The sequence below is a fragment of the Streptococcus sp. SR1 genome (assembly GCF_000526075.1).
GTDB lineage: Bacteria > Bacillota > Bacilli > Lactobacillales > Streptococcaceae > Streptococcus > Streptococcus halitosis.
The window spans coordinates 22105-37581 of record NZ_JATR01000014.1 but is presented as its reverse complement, the minus strand read 5'-3'; the positions used below and the strand labels follow the sequence as shown (position 1 = coordinate 37581).

Sequence of the window (15477 nt, the reverse complement as noted above, 5' to 3'; positions counted from 1 at the left end):
TCTGTACTCATTTTCTCATGACTACTTTATTTTAGTACCTCAAACACGGTTTGAAACATGATTTTGATGTCTCCAAGGAAACTAAATTCTCGGAGATAGGCGAGATTATAGCGCATCTTTTCAGGGAGGACATGTTCGACATAGGCCTGGTCAACCGACAGACCTTTCTCTGTCATCTGACTGATGATCGTGTCCTCATCCTTGTAGTTGATACTAGCTGGAGAGGTGATTCCGGCTGGTAAGAGCAAGGTCGCCATCATTTCAGGGCTATACTGCTCGGTGTAACGTGGCACCTCAGGTCTTGTACCTACAAAGGACATCTCGCCTTTAAGGACATTGACCAGCTGAGGTAGTTCGTCCAAGCGCACACGGCGAATGAAATTTCCCACTTTGGTAATACGGCTATCGTTAGCAGAAGTCACCAGACTTCCTTCTTTATCCGCATCCGTCACCATAGTACGGAACTTCCAAATCTTGAACAGACGGTTGTACTGGGTCACGCGCTCTTGCTTGTAAATGACAGGTCCCTTGCTATCCAACTTGATCCAAATGCTCAAGATAAGAAAGATGGGAGAAGTCAAAAGTAGTAAAACCAAGGCCAGAACCCAGTCCAGGCAACGCTTGAAAATCAGCGAACCCTTCCTTTTAGAGACAAGCTGGTAGTAAGACTCAACCTCGCTTGATTGCATTTCCACGGGCAAGTCTTCCCATTTCAGCATGCTGTTTCTCCTTTGTTTTTATTATACTATTTGTCAACATTTTTCATTATACCACAAAATGGAAAAGGCGGTGCAAGAAATCTGTGATTTAGAGGAATTCTTCTTTAGGAAAGAGCCCCTGCCTGCAAACTATACATCTTATGATAGGTTCCTTCCAAGGCCAAGAGTTCCTCATGGGTTCCACTCTCGATGATGCGCCCCTTGTCCAAAACATAGATACAGTTGGCATCTTGGATAGTTGAAAGGCGATGAGCGATGGCAATAGTCGTCCGCCCCTGTCTCATTTTAGCCAGAGAATCTTGAACCAGACTTTCTGTCTCCGAGTCAATATTGGCTGTCGCTTCATCCAAAATCAAGATTTTAGGCTGACTGGCAACAGTTCTAGCAAAGGCAAGAAGCTGACGCTGTCCAGTAGAAAAGCTCGAACCACGCTCAGACACAGGTGCATCATAACCCTGCGGAAGCTCCTGAATAAAGGAATCTGCATCCACAAAGGCAGCCGCAGCCTGTACCTCTTCATCACTAAGATCTTGGTACATGGCGATATTGGACTTGATAGTCCCGTGATAGAGGAAGGGATCCTGCAAGACTAGACCGATGTTCTTTCTCAGCTCTTCCTGACTGTAGTCCCTAATATCCACACCATCCAAGAGAACTCGGCCTGACTGAAATTCATAAAAACGCATGAGGACATTGATAATGGAAGATTTCCCCGAACCTGTATGACCTACAAAGGCAATGGTTTCGCCCTTGTTAACTGAAAAGGAAATATCATCCAGAATCTTGTGTTTACCATCATATGAGAAACACACATGTTCAAAACGGATATTGCCTTCTTTGACTTTAGCTTGCCCATTCTCTTGAAGAGGCTCATAGGTCGTCTCGTCAATCAAGGCAAAGACACGGCCTGCAGATACCATAGACGTTTGCAGGGTTGAAAAGTTTTGCGTTACCTCAATAAGGGGATCAAAGAGACGGTTGATGTACTGGATAAAGGCATACATAGTTCCGGCCGTTATCCCGATAGAAAGACCACGGTAACCAAAGTAAGCCATCAAAACGGCGTAGCCTAGGAGTTTCAGCAAACTCATAGCAGGTCTCAAAAAGAGGGCATCCAAGGCTACAGATCGGTTGGCATAGACCAAGTGTTCTTGGTTGATTTCATCAAATTCTGCCTGCAGGCGCTTCTCTTGATTAAAGGCCTGGATAATCCTGATCCCCTCGATATTCTCTGCCAGCTTACTATTGATATCTGACAAGAGACTTCTGGTTTTCTCGATGATTTTCACTGACTTTTTCCGGTAGAGATTGACCAACAGAAAAATCAAGGGTAGAAAGAGCAAGACTAAAGCTGTCAAACGAAAATCCAGCACCAACATGGTATAGAGAGTTGTCAGAAAGATGAAAACTGCTGAAATAAAGCTGGATAAAATCCCTGAAAACATATCACTGATGGTCTCGGTATCATTGGTCAAACGAGAAACGATAGAGCCTGCTGGCGTCTTGTCAAAATAAGACATGCCCAGCTTCTCCATATTGGCAAAGGCATCGCGACGAATATCCCTTACAATACTGTAGGACACCCGCGCAAAGAGAAGATTTCCAACATACTGAACCAGAGTTTGTAGGATATAGAGGCCATAGTAGGCTAATAAAACTGTAATAGCAAACTGATTGAGATTGCTGAGGTACTGGTCGATAAAGTGGGAAGCTACAAGGGGAATGACACTTTTAATGACCGTCGTCGCAAGGAGAAAACTGAGTGCCAAAAAGGTCAGGAGGCCATAGGGCTTGAGATAGGACATCAAGCGCTTCAATATAGCCCATTGTTCTTGCTTATTCTGCATCTTCTTCTCCTTTCATTTCCAACTGCTGAGACTGGTAGGTTTGGGCATACCAGCCATCTAAAGCTAGCAAGTCATCGTGCGTGCCCCGTTCGATAATTCGGCCATTTTGCAGGACTAAAATCAAATCTGCATGGACAACTGCACTGAGGCGATGGGCTGTGATAATGGTTGTCTTATCCTTCCGCGTCTCCTTGAGATTGTCAATAATCGCATACTCCGTCTTAGCATCCACGGCTGATAAGGAATCATCTAGAATCAAGATATCAGGGTCTAGAATCATAGCCCGACTCATTGCCAGACGCTGCTTTTGCCCACCAGATAGACTGACCCCTTTTTCACCGATAACTGTATCAAATCCCTGAGGCATGTCTACAATATCTTGGTAAACTTGAGCTAGTTTAGTCGCTTCCTCGACCGCTGAAAGGGGCAAATTAGGATTGCCGAAGCGGATATTGTCTAAGATAGAGGTCGCAAAGAGGAACTGGTCCTGAGGGACATATCCCATAAGACTGCGAAGGTCTGTCAGACGATAATCCCGAATATCGTGACCGTTTAGATAAATAGCTCCCTTATCCACATCGTATTCACGCAAGAGGAGCTTAATCAAGGACGTTTTCCCAGAGCCTGTCTGTCCAACCAAGCCCAGAGTTTGCCCTTTTTCTAAACTAAAGTGAATATCCGTCAGTGTCTCCTCATTTTCAAAGGCAAAGCTGTCAATGGCATACTCCAAGCGCCCATTTTCAATACCATCTAAAGGAAACTCAGGGTCTTTTACAGGTGATTCCTGAGACAAAAGATCCTCAATCCGTTGGTAAGAAACCTTCCCTCGCTGAGTAATATTAAAGAGAAAGCCAATGGCCATAAGAGGCCAAACCAACATATCTAAGTAGCTGATAAAGGTAACCAGATTCCCAACGGTGATTTGCCCTTTCTGAACCATCAAAGAGCCGACCAAAAGAGTTAAGACATAGGACGAGCCAACAAACAAGAGAACCATGGGGTCAAAGAGACTATCGTATTTCATGGTTTGGAGATTCTTTTGGAAGGTCAATTCATTGACTGCTTGAAAGGACTCAAGCTCATCCGCCTGATAACCGAAAGACTTGGTCACTTTAATACCTGATACAGACTCCTGCACCTTGTTATTGAGTTCAGAGAAAGCAGCCTGTGATTCGCCAAAAGCCTTGTGGGTCTTTCTCCCTAGACGACTGGTCGCATAAGCCATGAAAGGCAGGGGCAGAATGGCAACCAAGGTCATCTGCCATGAGATGCTAAAAAGCATGGTCAGCAAAGTCACCAGTGCCGTGATGGAAGCATCCACCGCAGACATAACACCACCACCTGCTAAACGGGTTAAGGCGTTGATATCATTGGTGGCATGTGCCATCAGATCCCCCGTCCGATAGGTCTGATAAAAGGCTGGCGACATTTTTGTGAAATGCTCAAACAAGCGAGATCGCATAATCTGCCCCAGACGGTAGGAGGTGCCAAGGATATACATGCGCCAAACATAGCGTAGATAGTACATACCCAAAGCTGCAAGAAGCAGATAAAGGAGGTTCAAAAGCAGGTTCTGCTGGCTTAATTGTCCCCCAGTGATGGCGTCAATCACCCGCCCCATAACCATGGGGGGAATAAGATTAAGGACGGAAACCAAGACCAGGGCCACAATTCCGACTAGATAACGGCGCTTTTCTAATTTGAAAAACCACCAGAGTTTTTGAATAATGGACATAAACTCCCTTTCTGATTGCAAATGGAAACCTGAGGCAAGGACCTCAGGTTTTTCTTATTCATAGGTTACGACTGTTACGACACCCTTGTCGTACTCAGCGATAAAGATATTGGCCACATTGTCATATCCTTGTTTGCTGAGGTTATCAAGCAGCCATTCTTCGCTCCGACCAATGGACTCCAAAATTTCTACTTGGACGACGCCATCTGTGACAACAGGATACTTGGGATTTTCATCTCCCATTTGGACTACGATGAGTTGGCCATTTTGCTCCTGCACAGCGCGTTTGACTTGTTTCATTTGGAAAATTCCCTGGCTACGAAGCTTAAGAGCTACATCCGCTGCTGATAAACCAACCGAACGGCAGGCTTCTGGATCAATCTTCCCATTTTTGATGAGCAGGGTTGGCTTCCCATCAATCAAACGTTTCACAAAGTAAACATTATTGTTGAGCCATTTGAGAGTCAAGACCAGAATGGTCCACATAATCAGGATAACTGCATACTGAAGGATACTGATGGCGCTATTGTAAATCACCCCGCCGATAATCCCCCCAAGTACATAGTTCTGAATTTGGTCTATTGCTGAGTTAGGCGCTAGGTTGCCCTTTCCTGTCACATTAATCACGAAAACCAGAGAAAAGAGTCCCAAGGCTAGTTTGATTAAAATTTCGATATAATTGAGTGTCATTTGTTCACCTCCACCAGTTCAATTGCATCTGTTTTATACAATTCGACTTTCTCTAAGAGATACTTGTCTGGCTCACTTCCGTTTAGGGCACGATAATAGCGATCTCCCACCTTGAGGAGTGCTCCATCCGTGTCTGCAGAAGTATTGACATAAACTTCCGACTTGTCAACTCCCAAATCTTTGGAAACAAGCTCGATGAAATGAAGTGAAGCTTGAAATTTATTGTTAGAAACTTGATTGTTTTGATAAGTCGTGATGCTGACCAAAAGGAGAGCTAATAAGGTCAAAGCTGAAATCATGACCAACTCACGAAACTTGGTCCCCTTTTTATCATGATAAGCCTTAAAAGCCAAAAATCCTGTCACAGCTAATAAAACAATCCCTAAACCAATCATGATGCTATTTTGCTGACCGATTTGGCTGAGGACATAGTCATAAGAATAGAATTTCATCTATTTTCACTCCCTTTCATAAAATCATTCTTAATTATAAACGAAAGAGGGTGATTTTTCAAACCATACGTTGGGGAAATGCGCCTTTTTTTGGTATAATATAGTCTGTAATCTGAATGAAAAAGGTAACTTTATGAAACTCATCTCATGGAATATTGATTCCCTAAACGCAGCCCTAACGAGCGACTCAGCACGTGCAAAATTGTCCCAAGAAGTCCTACAAACCTTGGTAGCCGAAAATGCTGATATTATCGCTATCCAGGAAACCAAGCTTTCTGCAAAAGGGCCTACAAAAAAACACCTAGAAGTACTTGAAGAACTCTTCCCAGGTTATGAAAACACTTGGCGTTCCTCTCAAGAACCTGCCCGCAAAGGCTACGCTGGAACTATGTTCCTCTATAAGAAAGAACTCACACCAACGATTAGCTTCCCAGAAATCGGTGCCCCTTCTACCATGGACTTGGAAGGCCGCATCATCACCTTGGAATTTGATACATTTTTCGTGACCCAAGTATACACACCAAACGCTGGCGACGGTCTCAAACGCTTGGAAGAACGCCAAGTCTGGGATATCAAATACGCTGAGTATTTGGCTCAACTAGACAAAGAAAAACCAGTCCTTGCGACTGGAGACTACAACGTAGCTCACAAGGAAATCGACCTTGCAAATCCTGCCAGCAACCGCCGTTCACCTGGTTTTACAGATGAGGAGCGTGCTGGCTTTACCAACCTTTTGGCAACTGGATTTACCGACACCTTCCGTCATCTTCACGGCGATGTCCCAGAACGTTATACTTGGTGGGCGCAACGCAGCAAGACTTCTAAAATCAACAATACAGGCTGGAGAATCGACTACTGGCTCACCAGCAACCGCGTCGCTGACAAGGTGACCAAGTCTGACATGATTGACTCAGGTGCGCGTCAAGATCATACGCCGATTGTATTGGAAATTGAACTCTAAGGAGAAAGCTAATGGACTATCAAGCTGTCATTCCTGAATTTGTAGTATCTGACCTCGAAAAGTCACGCCACTTCTACTGCGACTTGCTGGGATTTTCTGTCGAATACGAGCGTCCAGAGGAGAAATTTCTCTTCCTCTCGCTTGAAGACTGCCAACTTATGCTAGAAGAAGGCATCACAGAAGAATTAGCCCAACTAACCTATCCTTTCGGGCGCGGTGTCAATATTTCCTTCGGCATTGAAGATGTCCCTCAGCTCCACCAAAAACTGCTGGAAGCTGACTATCCTATCCATCGTCCGCTGACCAAAAGAGAATTTCGAGTGGGAGATAGCTTTATTTACCCTCATGAATTTGCGATTTTGGATCCTGATGGTTATTTTTTAAGATTTAGTGAATAGAAAAATAGAGACTGGAAAAAATCTTTCAAATCAGAAAAAGGCATATTATCAGGTCTTGAAAAATCCTGATAATGTGCCTTTTATGATGAAAAAATCTTCTAATACTCTTCGAAAATCTCTTCAAACCACGTCAGCTACTCTTCGAAAATCTCTTCAAACCACGTCAGCTTCCATCTGCAACCTCAAAACAGTGTTTTGAGCAACCTGCGGCTAGCTTCCTAGTTTGCTCTTTGATTTTCATTGGGTATAAATGTTAGCTTACAATTGAGCTTTTGCTCTTTTTTCTTCAATTTGTTCGTTTTTTATATCTAAACATTAACAAAATATTTTATTTATAAAGTTAATTAGTGTAAAATAAAAACATTGGCGTCAGCCTATTTAAAATTGAATATCATTTTACTTGTTTATGTCGTGAATTGGCACGACGTTTCTACAAGGTGCCGGAACACCTAACAATGAGTATGTCAGCTGAAGGTATGGTTTTGGCCATGCCTATTTTGGGGACTTACTTAGGGGATTAAGTAGGTCCTTTTTGAATATTTTTGTTAAATCACGCCTTTAAGTGTAAACTAAATATTTTTAATATTTCCCTTAATTAGTGCGGACGGGAGCAACTTCCTTCGGAATTTCATCCCTAATTTTTGAGCCAAAAGTCTCAAAAATCCCGTCATAGACAATAACAAGATTATTGTCTATGATACCACTACGGCGGGGAATATTTGATAAAACTCGCTTCGCTCGTACTAGTTTTATCAAATATATAGTACTAGCAAACTGGTTCACTATAGAAATATTTAACCAACAAGTAAACTTGCTTTTAGACTTTAGGAGGTCTTATGAAATTATTAGAAGAGCGCATCCTCGAGGATGGGCATATCTTGGGGGACAATATCCTCAAGGTGGATTCCTTTTTAACCCACCAAGTTGACTTTAGCTTGATGCGAGAGATTGGTAAGGTATTTGCGGAAAAATTTGCTTCTGCTGGCATTACCAAGGTCGTGACCATTGAAGCGTCAGGCATTGCCCCAGCCGTTTTTACTGCCGAAGCCTTGAATGTTCCCATGATTTTCGCCAAGAAAGCTAAAAACATCACCATGAACGAAGGCATCTTAACTGCCCAAGTCTACTCCTTTACCAAGCAGGTGACCAGCACCGTTTCCATCGCTGGAAAATTCCTCTCACCAGAAGACAAGGTCTTGATTATTGACGATTTCCTTGCTAATGGCCAAGCGGCCAAAGGCTTGATCCAAATCATCGAACAAGCTGGAGCAAAAGTTGAAGCGATTGGTATTGTGATTGAAAAATCTTTCCAAGATGGTCGTGATTTGCTTGAAAAAGCAGGATATCCCGTCCTATCACTGGCCCGTTTGGATCGTTTTGAAAATGGTCAGGTCGTATTTAAGGAGGCAGATCTCTAATGCAAAAACAAGAAAAACACTCACAAGCAGCCGTTCTTGGCTTACAGCACTTACTAGCCATGTACTCAGGATCCATCCTGGTTCCCATCATGATTGCGACAGCTCTGGGCTATTCAGCTGAGCAATTGACCTACCTGATTTCTACCGATATCTTCATGTGTGGGGTGGCGACCTTCCTCCAACTCCAACTCAACAAATACTTTGGTATTGGACTACCAGTCGTTCTCGGAGTTGCCTTCCAATCCGTCGCTCCTTTGATTATGATTGGTCAAAGTCACGGTAGCGGTGCTATGTTTGGTGCCCTTATCGTTTCTGGGATTTATGTAGTTCTGATTTCAGGCATTTTCTCAAAAGTTGCCAATCTTTTCCCATCTATCGTAACGGGCTCTGTCATTACCACGATTGGTTTAACCTTGATTCCTGTCGCTATTGGAAATATGGGAAATAACGTTCCAGAGCCAACTGGTCAAAGTCTCCTACTTGCTGCTATCACTGTTCTGATTATCCTTTTGATCAACATCTTTGCCAAAGGATTTATCAAGTCTATCTCTATTTTGATTGGTCTAGTTGTCGGAACCGCCATTGCTGCTACCATGGGCTTGGTTGACTTCTCCCCTGTTGCGGCAGCACCGCTTGTCCATGTTCCTACTCCCCTCTACTTTGGGGTGCCAACCTTTGAAATCTCCTCTATTGTCATGATGTGTATCATCGCAACGGTCTCTATGGTTGAGTCCACTGGTGTTTACTTGGCCTTGTCTGATATTACCAATGACCCAATCGACAGCACGCGCCTTCGCAACGGTTACCGCGCAGAAGGTCTGGCCGTACTTCTCGGAGGAATTTTTAACACCTTCCCTTATACAGGATTTTCACAAAACGTTGGTTTGGTTAAATTATCAGGTATCAAGACTCGCCTGCCAATCTACTACGCAGCTGGTTTCTTAGTCCTCCTTGGACTCCTTCCTAAGTTTGGAGCCCTCGCCCAAATCATTCCAAGTCCTGTCCTTGGAGGGGCCATGCTGGTGATGTTTGGTTTTGTTTCCCTTCAAGGGATGCAAATTCTCGCCCGCGTTGACTTTGCTAACAATGAACATAACTTCCTTATCGCAGCTGTTTCCATCGCTGCTGGTGTAGGTCTAAACAACAGTAATCTCTTCGTCAGCATGCCGACAGCTTTCCAAATGTTCTTCTCAAACGGAATCGTCGTAGCCAGCATACTGGCCATTGTCCTCAATGCAGTATTAAACAGGAAGAAGAAATAAGAAAAAGAGGTGTGAGCCTCTTTTTTGTTTCTTATATCCTTACCTGTCTTTCTTCTGACCTTTGTCCTGTGACAAACATGGTAAAGGTGGCTTTGCAGACATTTCTGCCTTCTTGATTGGTGATATCGACATCCACGACACAGGTTGTGCGTCCATGATGGACACATTCTCCTTTAATGGTCAGCACATCGTCGAGTTTTCCTGCCTTGAGGTAGTTGATAGAGGATTGGAGCGTCACTCCATCAAGTCCCAACGAGATAACCACCAGACCACTAATCTGGTCACAAAGGGTAAAGAGATAGCCACCATGGGCATTGCCATAGTAGTTGAGCGACGAGTCCACTACTTTTGTCGTCACCACAACATGACCATCTCTCATTTTTTCTATTTCGTAATTTTCAAAGGCAGATATAGCGTCAAAATGCAAATCTTTCATCGTTTCCTCCTGATATTTCAAACGACACTATGATACTACTTTTTATAGGACTGTGCAAGGAGAAAGCTCCTAGTCTGGCAAAATTCCGACCTGTTCTACAAAGCGCATAAAGGCTGCTTGTCCTTGTTCTGTCTGCTTGTAAACCCCTGCGTCCTCCAAAACACGCGCAAAAATAGCACCCACAGAGTCCTTGACGATCTCAAGGGCTTTTTCATTATCTGCTAGGTCCGGATGTTGGGCTTTGAGCTGGTCTGCCCATTCCTGATGATAAGAGGCAACTGCTTCATCATCGCCTACAAGATAGCTGGCAACTTGCTCCACTTCTGCTTTCAGACGTGGTGGCAGGATAGCCAAGCCCATGACCTCAATCAAGCCGATATTTTCCTTCTTGATATGTTGAACATCCTTGTGGGGATGATAGATGCCATCAGGATGCTCTGGCGATGTCTGATTGTCTCGCAAGACCAAGTCCAACTCAAACTGTCCATCGCGTTTACGGGCAATGGGTGTAATGGTATGGTGTGGTGTCCCGTCTGTCTCTGCCAAAATCTGTACTTCAGGGTCTGAATATTGCCGCCATTCCTGCAAAATCTTATCAGCCAAGTTGATCAAATCTTCTTTTGAATCCGAGGTCAAGCGTAGCACTGACATAGGCCACTTGACAATCCCAGCCTTGACCTGCTCAAATCCAGTAAATCGGAAAGTCTTTTGCAAGGGAGCCAATTCCATAGGAAATACGTGACGGCCTCCTTGATAGTGATCATGAGTCAGAATAGAGCCTCCCACGATTGGCAGGTCGGCATTCGAACCTGCAAAATAGCCTGGAAATTGCTCTACAATCGCCAGCAGGCGCTCAAAACTCTGACGACTAATGGCCATGGGACGGTGCTGGCCGTCTAAGAAAATACAGTGCTCATTAAAATAAGCATAGGGCGAATACTGGAAGCCCCACTCCTGACCCGCCATTTCGAAACGGATAATGCGGTGATTGCTGCGAGCTGGGTGGTTAACCCGACCATGGTAGCCTTCATTCTCTAGACAGAGCTGACATTGGGGATAATTGCTAGCTTGCACCAACTTGGCCGCCGCAATCTCCTTTGGATCCTTTTCAGGCTTAGAGAGGTTGATGGTAATCTCAAGTTCTCCATAGTCAGATGGAACACGATAAGCGATATTCTTAGCAATGGCCTTGAGCTTGATGTAGTCGTTTTTCTGGCTGAGCTGGTAAAAATTCGCTATCGCCTGTTCGGGAGATTGGGCGTAGGTTGTCCAAAAGTCACGATTAACCTGACTTGGACAAGGGGTCACCAAGTCCATCAGTTCAGCACCGAGGATTTCACGCGCAGTCTGACTATCCTCAATCCTCTCTAATCGAACCGCTTCCTCGACTAACTGGTCCTTGAGGTCAATCAACTCATCCAGATCCGTCTCAACTTCCAAAACACCTTCACCCACTCGTGCCAAAACACGATTGGTTAGGTAGATTCGATCCATTTCCTCAAATGAACTTCCAGCAATGACTTCCGTGATAAATGCATCTAGAATTCCCTGACTCATTGATTCTCCTTCTTACTTTCTAAATAGTCTCTGACAGCATCTAAATCCTGAAAAACTTGTTCTGTTTTATTTAAGAAAGACTGTGCTGGCATTTCCAAGTCTGGAATACAAATAACTGGTATCCCAGCTCTATACGCTGCTTCAATCCCTGCTTCACTATCCTCTAATACTAAGCAATTCTCTGGTAAAACATTCAAATCACTACAGGCCTTTAAAAATATATCAGGGTAAGGTTTGCTTCGCTTTACATCTTTTGAAAAAACTAGATGGTCAAATAAGGACAGTATACCATTACTATCCAAAATCATTCTAGCTCTAGATTCAACACTTGAAGTTGCTAAAGCGATTGGAATACCTTCTCTTTGCAAAAAAGCAAGCAAATTTTTAGCACCTTTTTTTAAATTTACACCTTTGGCTAATATTCGAGCTTCCAGTTCATAAACTTTTTCCAAGGTCTGGTCAAAGTTCCAAGGTAAATCATAGGTATCTAAAAATCGTTGAACATTCTCCTCTTCCCTATGTCCACTGTATTCTCTAGAATATATTTCTTCTGTGAAAGGAATTCCAAAATCTTTAAGCAATTCTTGATAAACTTTTAGAGAAATGATCTCAGTATCAGCTAATAAGCCATCTAAATCAAATATTACAGCGTCCATTTACTTCTCTCCTAGTCTAAAACGCGAGTGCCACCTGCAACTTCAGCGATATAGAAGCTTGGAGCGTATCCAACGACTTCCTCGTAGTGCTTGCCAACAGCTTCCTTAAAGGTCTCAACAGCGTCTTTTTGAACCAAGGCAATGGCACAGCCACCAAAACCTGCCCCTGTCATACGAGCACCGAGAACACCTTCTTGATCCCAAGCTGTGTGAACAAGAGTATCCAATTCCAAGCCAGTTACTTCATAGTCATGTTCTAGAGAGACGTGAGAAGCATTCATCAAGCGACCAAATGTTTCCAAATCACCTGCTTGAAGAGCTGCTTGAGCTTTAAGGGTACGTTGGTTTTCAAGCACAGCATGGCGTGCACGTTTCAAACGATTTTCGTCTTTAATCAGGTAGCTGTATTGGTCAAAGGCCCACTCATCCAATTCACCCAAGGTCTGAATATCCAAGGCAACTTGCAATTCTTCCACTGCTTTTTCACACTCAGCACGGCGTTCATTGTATTTAGAGTCCGCCAGTTCACGGCGTTTATTGGTATTCATAATAACAACAACATTGTCCTTCAAATCAAGTGGCACCAAGTCATACTCCAAGGTGTTGGTATCTAGGTAAATAGCACGTTGGTCAGCCCCCATACCGATAGCAAACTGGTCCATGATACCAGAGTTGACTCCGATAAAGTTGTTCTCTGTTTGTTTTCCGATTTTAACCAAATCCAAACGGTCTAGTTTTAAACCAAAGAGATGCTCTGCCACAACCCCCGTCAAAAGTTCCAAGGATGCTGATGATGACAAGCCTGCACCATTTGGGATATTTCCATAAACATAAAAATCAAACCCCTTGTCAATCACATGTCCAGCTTCTTGCAAGAAATGAAGAACCCCTTTTGGATAGTTGGTCCAGCTGTGCTCTTTTTCAAACTTGAGGTCAGCAAGAGGCACTTCGATGATACCCTTGTCCTCAAAGTTCGCTGAGTAGAAACGCAAGACTTTGTCGTCACGTTTGCGAGCTGCACCGTATGTTCCCAAGGAAATAGCCGCTGGAAAAACGTGCCCACCGTTGTAGTCCGTGTGTTCACCAATCAAATTGATACGACCCGGTGAAAAGAAAGTTTGGTCTGCTTCTTGACCAAAAACGGTAAGAAAGTCTTTGCGAAGGGCTTCAGTAGTAAAATCTTGTGTCATATGAATTCTCCTTTGACTGTCCGTTAAGTCATCTTAACGTGTAATCGTTTTCTTCTATTGTATCCAAGGCATTTGCCAAGGTCAATCCTTTTTACTAAACTTTTACTAAACTATCAGTAAAAAGCAGAAAAATATGATATACTAACCTAAAAGGAGGAGGATTTATGGCTACCTTAAAAGACATCGCACAGCTAGCCTCTGTCTCTATCGCGACCGTATCCCGTGTCCTCAATCGCGACCAGAGCCTATCTGTCACAGAAGAAACCAGACACCGTATTTTAACAGTTGCTGAAGAGCTGGGCTACACCAAGCACCTCAAGACAGGCGAGTCCCACAAACCCAAGCAAAAGATTGCCATTATCCAATGGGTCAGTGAACAAGGGGAGTTGGACGATCTCTACTACTACCAGATTCGCCTAGGCATAGAAAAAAGAGCCCAAGAGTTGGACTATGATATCCTGCGCTATTTTAATGACCATCCTTTTACCCTCAGCGAGGAAGTGATTGGCATTCTCTGCATCGGAAAATTTAGCCGTGCTCAGATTTCTGCCTTTGAAGAATACCAAAAACCCTTGGTCTTTCTAGACAGTGATACCCTCTCACTAGGTCATACCTGTATTATCACTGACTTTTACACTGCTGTGAAACAAGTTGTAGACCATTTCCTCAGCCAGGGACTGGATCGGATTGGCATTCTAACAGGTCTTGAAGAAACAACCGACCAGGAAGAAATTATCCAGGATAAGCGACTAGAAAATTTCAAAAACATTACCCAAGCAAATGGAATCTACCATGAAGAACTGGTCTTTCAGAGGAGCTTTACTGCCCAGTCTGGCTATGACTTGATGAAGGAGGCCATTCACAAGCTAGGAAAACAACTCCCACCAGCCTTTTTCGCCGCCAGCGATAGTTTAGCCATCGGTGCCCTTCGTGCTCTCCAAGAAGCTGGAATCAGCCTACCAGACCGCGTCAGCCTCATTTCTTTCAACGACACTAGCCTGACCAAGCAGGTCTATCCTCCTCTATCTAGCATTACCGTCTATACCGAGGAAATGGGCCGAGCAGGTATGGATATTCTTAATAAGGAAGTTCTCCACGGTCGCAAAATACCTAGCCTAACCATGCTGGGAACCAGACTGACTTTGAGAGAAAGTACACGGAATGAATAGAATATCAAAACGACCTCTTATTGAGGTCGTCTTTTCTAATGATGATGCCCATGCTTCTGCTCTAACTCTCTCACCCTCCGCCTATGTTGCGCATGATTGCTTTGACTGCTATCCACTTCAATAGTGATATTCTGCACGTCTCTTTCTTCTAAGCATTGACGCACCACTTCTTTGGTCTCCATCATCTGCTCCCAGTCCTCGATACAGATGTGAACAATAGCATTGTTCTCTAGACCGTCCATGGACCAAATGCTAAGTTGATTGACACTGTTGACGTTGGGTAGAGCCTCTAAATCCTTCTCCAAATCACTTGTCTCGACTCCTTCTGGCACAGCATCTAGGAAAATTTTCAGTGCGCTCCAAAAGCGAGGAATAGCTTTCGACAGAATAAAGATGGAAATAACCAGCGATAAAAGCGGATCGAGGATATACCAGTCCGTAAATCGGAGGATAATCGCCATTAGAATGACAGCCAGCCAACCAAGAGTATCTTCCAAAAAATGCAAGCTAAGAATTGACTCATTCTTTGTCTTTCCTTTACGAACTACCAGACTTGCTAGCACATTGATAGTTACTGCAATGATTCCCAGCCAGAGGATCCCTTCCTCATTAACGGGTTGCGGGTGAGCGATCTTTGTGATATTTTCCAAGATCACTAGGACAGACCCTATCATAAGAATCACAGCCGTTAGCATGGCTCCTAAAAGGCTAAAACGTTTGTAACCCAAGGTGTACTGCCTATCTTCTTCACGATTGGAGATCGTTTCTAAAAGGGCTGATAGGCCAATAGCCATAGCATCTCCCAAGTCATGAACAGAATCAGCAAGAACTGCACTCGAACCAAAGATTCCCCCTGCGATAAACTCGACAATCGCATAGCTTAAATTTAAGAAAAAAGATAGCCAGATAGATGTTTTAGAACTCATTTCTCTCCCTCCTTTGGTATAATGGGTATATACATACTTCTTTCATTTGTATTATCTAATA

General features: G+C 43.8%; 15 protein-coding genes and 1 riboswitch. Of the genes, 5 read left to right on the top strand and 10 right to left on the bottom strand.

All coding sequences use genetic code 11. From position 1 onward, the window contains the following. Positions 1 to 26 precede the first annotated feature (26 nt). The 5 genes from HMPREF1518_RS03965 to HMPREF1518_RS03945 form a co-directional block, all read right to left on the bottom strand. Positions 27 to 719, bottom strand: coding sequence for a sugar transferase (locus HMPREF1518_RS03965; RefSeq protein WP_033584304.1), 693 nt, complete (start codon positions 717 to 719; stop codon positions 27 to 29). Between the two features lie 104 nt (positions 720 to 823). Continuing rightward, positions 824 to 2566: an ABC transporter ATP-binding protein gene (locus HMPREF1518_RS03960; protein WP_033584302.1), complete on the bottom strand. Its 1743-nt coding sequence runs from the start codon at positions 2564 to 2566 to the stop codon at positions 824 to 826. Beyond that, a complete protein-coding gene (locus tag HMPREF1518_RS03955; protein WP_033584300.1) occupies positions 2556 to 4301 on the bottom strand; it encodes an ABC transporter ATP-binding protein in 1746 nt (581 codons plus the stop codon). The genes HMPREF1518_RS03960 and HMPREF1518_RS03955 overlap by 11 nt, the downstream gene beginning before the upstream one ends. Before the next feature lie 54 nt (positions 4302 to 4355). Continuing rightward, the gene (locus tag HMPREF1518_RS03950; RefSeq protein ID WP_033584298.1) at positions 4356 to 4991 is read right to left on the bottom strand and encodes a DUF421 domain-containing protein; all 636 of its coding nucleotides are present in this window, start codon (positions 4989 to 4991) and stop codon (positions 4356 to 4358) included. After that, complete coding sequence (locus HMPREF1518_RS03945) at positions 4988 to 5443, bottom strand: DUF3290 family protein (RefSeq protein ID WP_033584296.1); 456 nt, start codon at positions 5441 to 5443, stop codon at positions 4988 to 4990. Before HMPREF1518_RS03945 ends, HMPREF1518_RS03950 begins: the two co-directional genes overlap by 4 nt. Positions 5444 to 5576: 133 nt before the next feature. Between HMPREF1518_RS03945 and HMPREF1518_RS03940 the strand changes: the two genes are divergently transcribed. The 4 genes from HMPREF1518_RS03940 to HMPREF1518_RS03925 all read left to right on the top strand — a co-directional run bounded on the left by HMPREF1518_RS03940 (position 5577) and on the right by HMPREF1518_RS03925 (position 9482). Then, positions 5577 to 6404: an exodeoxyribonuclease III gene (locus tag HMPREF1518_RS03940; protein ID WP_000767461.1), complete on the top strand. Its 828-nt coding sequence runs from the start codon at positions 5577 to 5579 to the stop codon at positions 6402 to 6404. A gap of 11 nt (positions 6405 to 6415) precedes the next feature. Continuing rightward, positions 6416 to 6802 carry a bleomycin resistance protein gene (locus tag HMPREF1518_RS03935; protein WP_033584294.1) on the top strand — a complete coding sequence of 129 codons (387 nt, stop codon included), beginning with the start codon at positions 6416 to 6418 and terminating at the stop codon, positions 6800 to 6802. Positions 6803 to 7182: 380 nt separating this feature from the next. Next, positions 7183 to 7278, top strand: a riboswitch (purine riboswitch). A 360-nt stretch (positions 7279 to 7638) separates the two neighbouring features. Continuing rightward, positions 7639 to 8220 carry a xanthine phosphoribosyltransferase gene (locus tag HMPREF1518_RS03930; protein WP_000770385.1) on the top strand — a complete coding sequence of 194 codons (582 nt, stop codon included), beginning with the start codon at positions 7639 to 7641 and terminating at the stop codon, positions 8218 to 8220. Next, entirely contained in the window at positions 8220 to 9482 is a 1263-nt protein-coding gene (locus HMPREF1518_RS03925; protein WP_033584292.1) for a nucleobase:cation symporter-2 family protein, read from the top strand. The genes HMPREF1518_RS03930 and HMPREF1518_RS03925 overlap by 1 nt, the downstream gene beginning before the upstream one ends. 31 nt (positions 9483 to 9513) lie before the next feature. Here HMPREF1518_RS03925 and HMPREF1518_RS03920 read toward each other — a convergent pair whose 3' ends face one another. The 4 genes from HMPREF1518_RS03920 to HMPREF1518_RS03905 all read right to left on the bottom strand — a co-directional run bounded on the left by HMPREF1518_RS03920 (position 9514) and on the right by HMPREF1518_RS03905 (position 13321). After that, positions 9514 to 9918, bottom strand: coding sequence for a PaaI family thioesterase (locus tag HMPREF1518_RS03920; protein WP_000653836.1), 405 nt, complete (start codon positions 9916 to 9918; stop codon positions 9514 to 9516). Between the two features lie 69 nt (positions 9919 to 9987). Continuing rightward, a complete protein-coding gene (locus HMPREF1518_RS03915; protein WP_033584289.1) occupies positions 9988 to 11475 on the bottom strand; it encodes a UDP-glucose--hexose-1-phosphate uridylyltransferase in 1488 nt (495 codons plus the stop codon). Beyond that, positions 11472 to 12131, bottom strand: a complete 660-nt coding sequence (locus HMPREF1518_RS03910) for an HAD family hydrolase (RefSeq protein WP_033584287.1) — start codon at positions 12129 to 12131, stop codon at positions 11472 to 11474. The genes HMPREF1518_RS03915 and HMPREF1518_RS03910 overlap by 4 nt, the downstream gene beginning before the upstream one ends. An 11-nt stretch (positions 12132 to 12142) precedes the next feature. After that, positions 12143 to 13321 carry a galactokinase gene (locus tag HMPREF1518_RS03905; protein ID WP_033584285.1) on the bottom strand — a complete coding sequence of 393 codons (1179 nt, stop codon included), beginning with the start codon at positions 13319 to 13321 and terminating at the stop codon, positions 12143 to 12145. 164 nt (positions 13322 to 13485) lie between these two features. On the opposite strand from HMPREF1518_RS03905, the gene galR reads away from it, so the two are divergent. Then, a complete protein-coding gene (gene galR, locus HMPREF1518_RS03900; protein WP_033584283.1) occupies positions 13486 to 14490 on the top strand; it encodes a DNA-binding transcriptional regulator GalR in 1005 nt (334 codons plus the stop codon). A 35-nt stretch (positions 14491 to 14525) separates the two neighbouring features. On the opposite strand, the gene HMPREF1518_RS03895 is transcribed toward galR, so the two are convergent. Further along, positions 14526 to 15416, bottom strand: a complete 891-nt coding sequence (locus HMPREF1518_RS03895) for a cation diffusion facilitator family transporter (protein ID WP_033584281.1) — start codon at positions 15414 to 15416, stop codon at positions 14526 to 14528. Between the last annotated feature and the right edge of the window lie 61 nt (positions 15417 to 15477).

Bases quoted from the DNA above. Each gene is read 5' to 3' on its own strand.
- HMPREF1518_RS03945 (WP_033584296.1), bottom strand. From the start codon at position 5,443: ATGAAATTCTATTCTTATGACTATGTCCTCAGCCAAATCGGTCAGCAA.
- HMPREF1518_RS03965 (WP_033584304.1), bottom strand. From the start codon at position 719: ATGCTGAAATGGGAAGACTTGCCCGTGGAAATGCAATCAAGCGAGGTT.
- HMPREF1518_RS03930 (WP_000770385.1), top strand. From the start codon at position 7,639: ATGAAATTATTAGAAGAGCGCATCCTCGAGGATGGGCATATCTTGGGG.
- HMPREF1518_RS03960 (WP_033584302.1), bottom strand. From the start codon at position 2,566: ATGCAGAATAAGCAAGAACAATGGGCTATATTGAAGCGCTTGATGTCC.
- HMPREF1518_RS03925 (WP_033584292.1), top strand. From the start codon at position 8,220: ATGCAAAAACAAGAAAAACACTCACAAGCAGCCGTTCTTGGCTTACAG.
- HMPREF1518_RS03910 (WP_033584287.1), bottom strand. From the start codon at position 12,131: ATGGACGCTGTAATATTTGATTTAGATGGCTTATTAGCTGATACTGAG.
- galR (WP_033584283.1), top strand. From the start codon at position 13,486: ATGGCTACCTTAAAAGACATCGCACAGCTAGCCTCTGTCTCTATCGCG.
- HMPREF1518_RS03955 (WP_033584300.1), bottom strand. From the start codon at position 4,301: ATGTCCATTATTCAAAAACTCTGGTGGTTTTTCAAATTAGAAAAGCGC.
- HMPREF1518_RS03920 (WP_000653836.1), bottom strand. From the start codon at position 9,918: ATGAAAGATTTGCATTTTGACGCTATATCTGCCTTTGAAAATTACGAA.
- HMPREF1518_RS03905 (WP_033584285.1), bottom strand. From the start codon at position 13,321: ATGACACAAGATTTTACTACTGAAGCCCTTCGCAAAGACTTTCTTACC.
- HMPREF1518_RS03935 (WP_033584294.1), top strand. From the start codon at position 6,416: ATGGACTATCAAGCTGTCATTCCTGAATTTGTAGTATCTGACCTCGAA.
- HMPREF1518_RS03940 (WP_000767461.1), top strand. From the start codon at position 5,577: ATGAAACTCATCTCATGGAATATTGATTCCCTAAACGCAGCCCTAACG.
- HMPREF1518_RS03895 (WP_033584281.1), bottom strand. From the start codon at position 15,416: ATGAGTTCTAAAACATCTATCTGGCTATCTTTTTTCTTAAATTTAAGC.
- HMPREF1518_RS03915 (WP_033584289.1), bottom strand. From the start codon at position 11,475: ATGAGTCAGGGAATTCTAGATGCATTTATCACGGAAGTCATTGCTGGA.
- HMPREF1518_RS03950 (WP_033584298.1), bottom strand. From the start codon at position 4,991: ATGACACTCAATTATATCGAAATTTTAATCAAACTAGCCTTGGGACTC.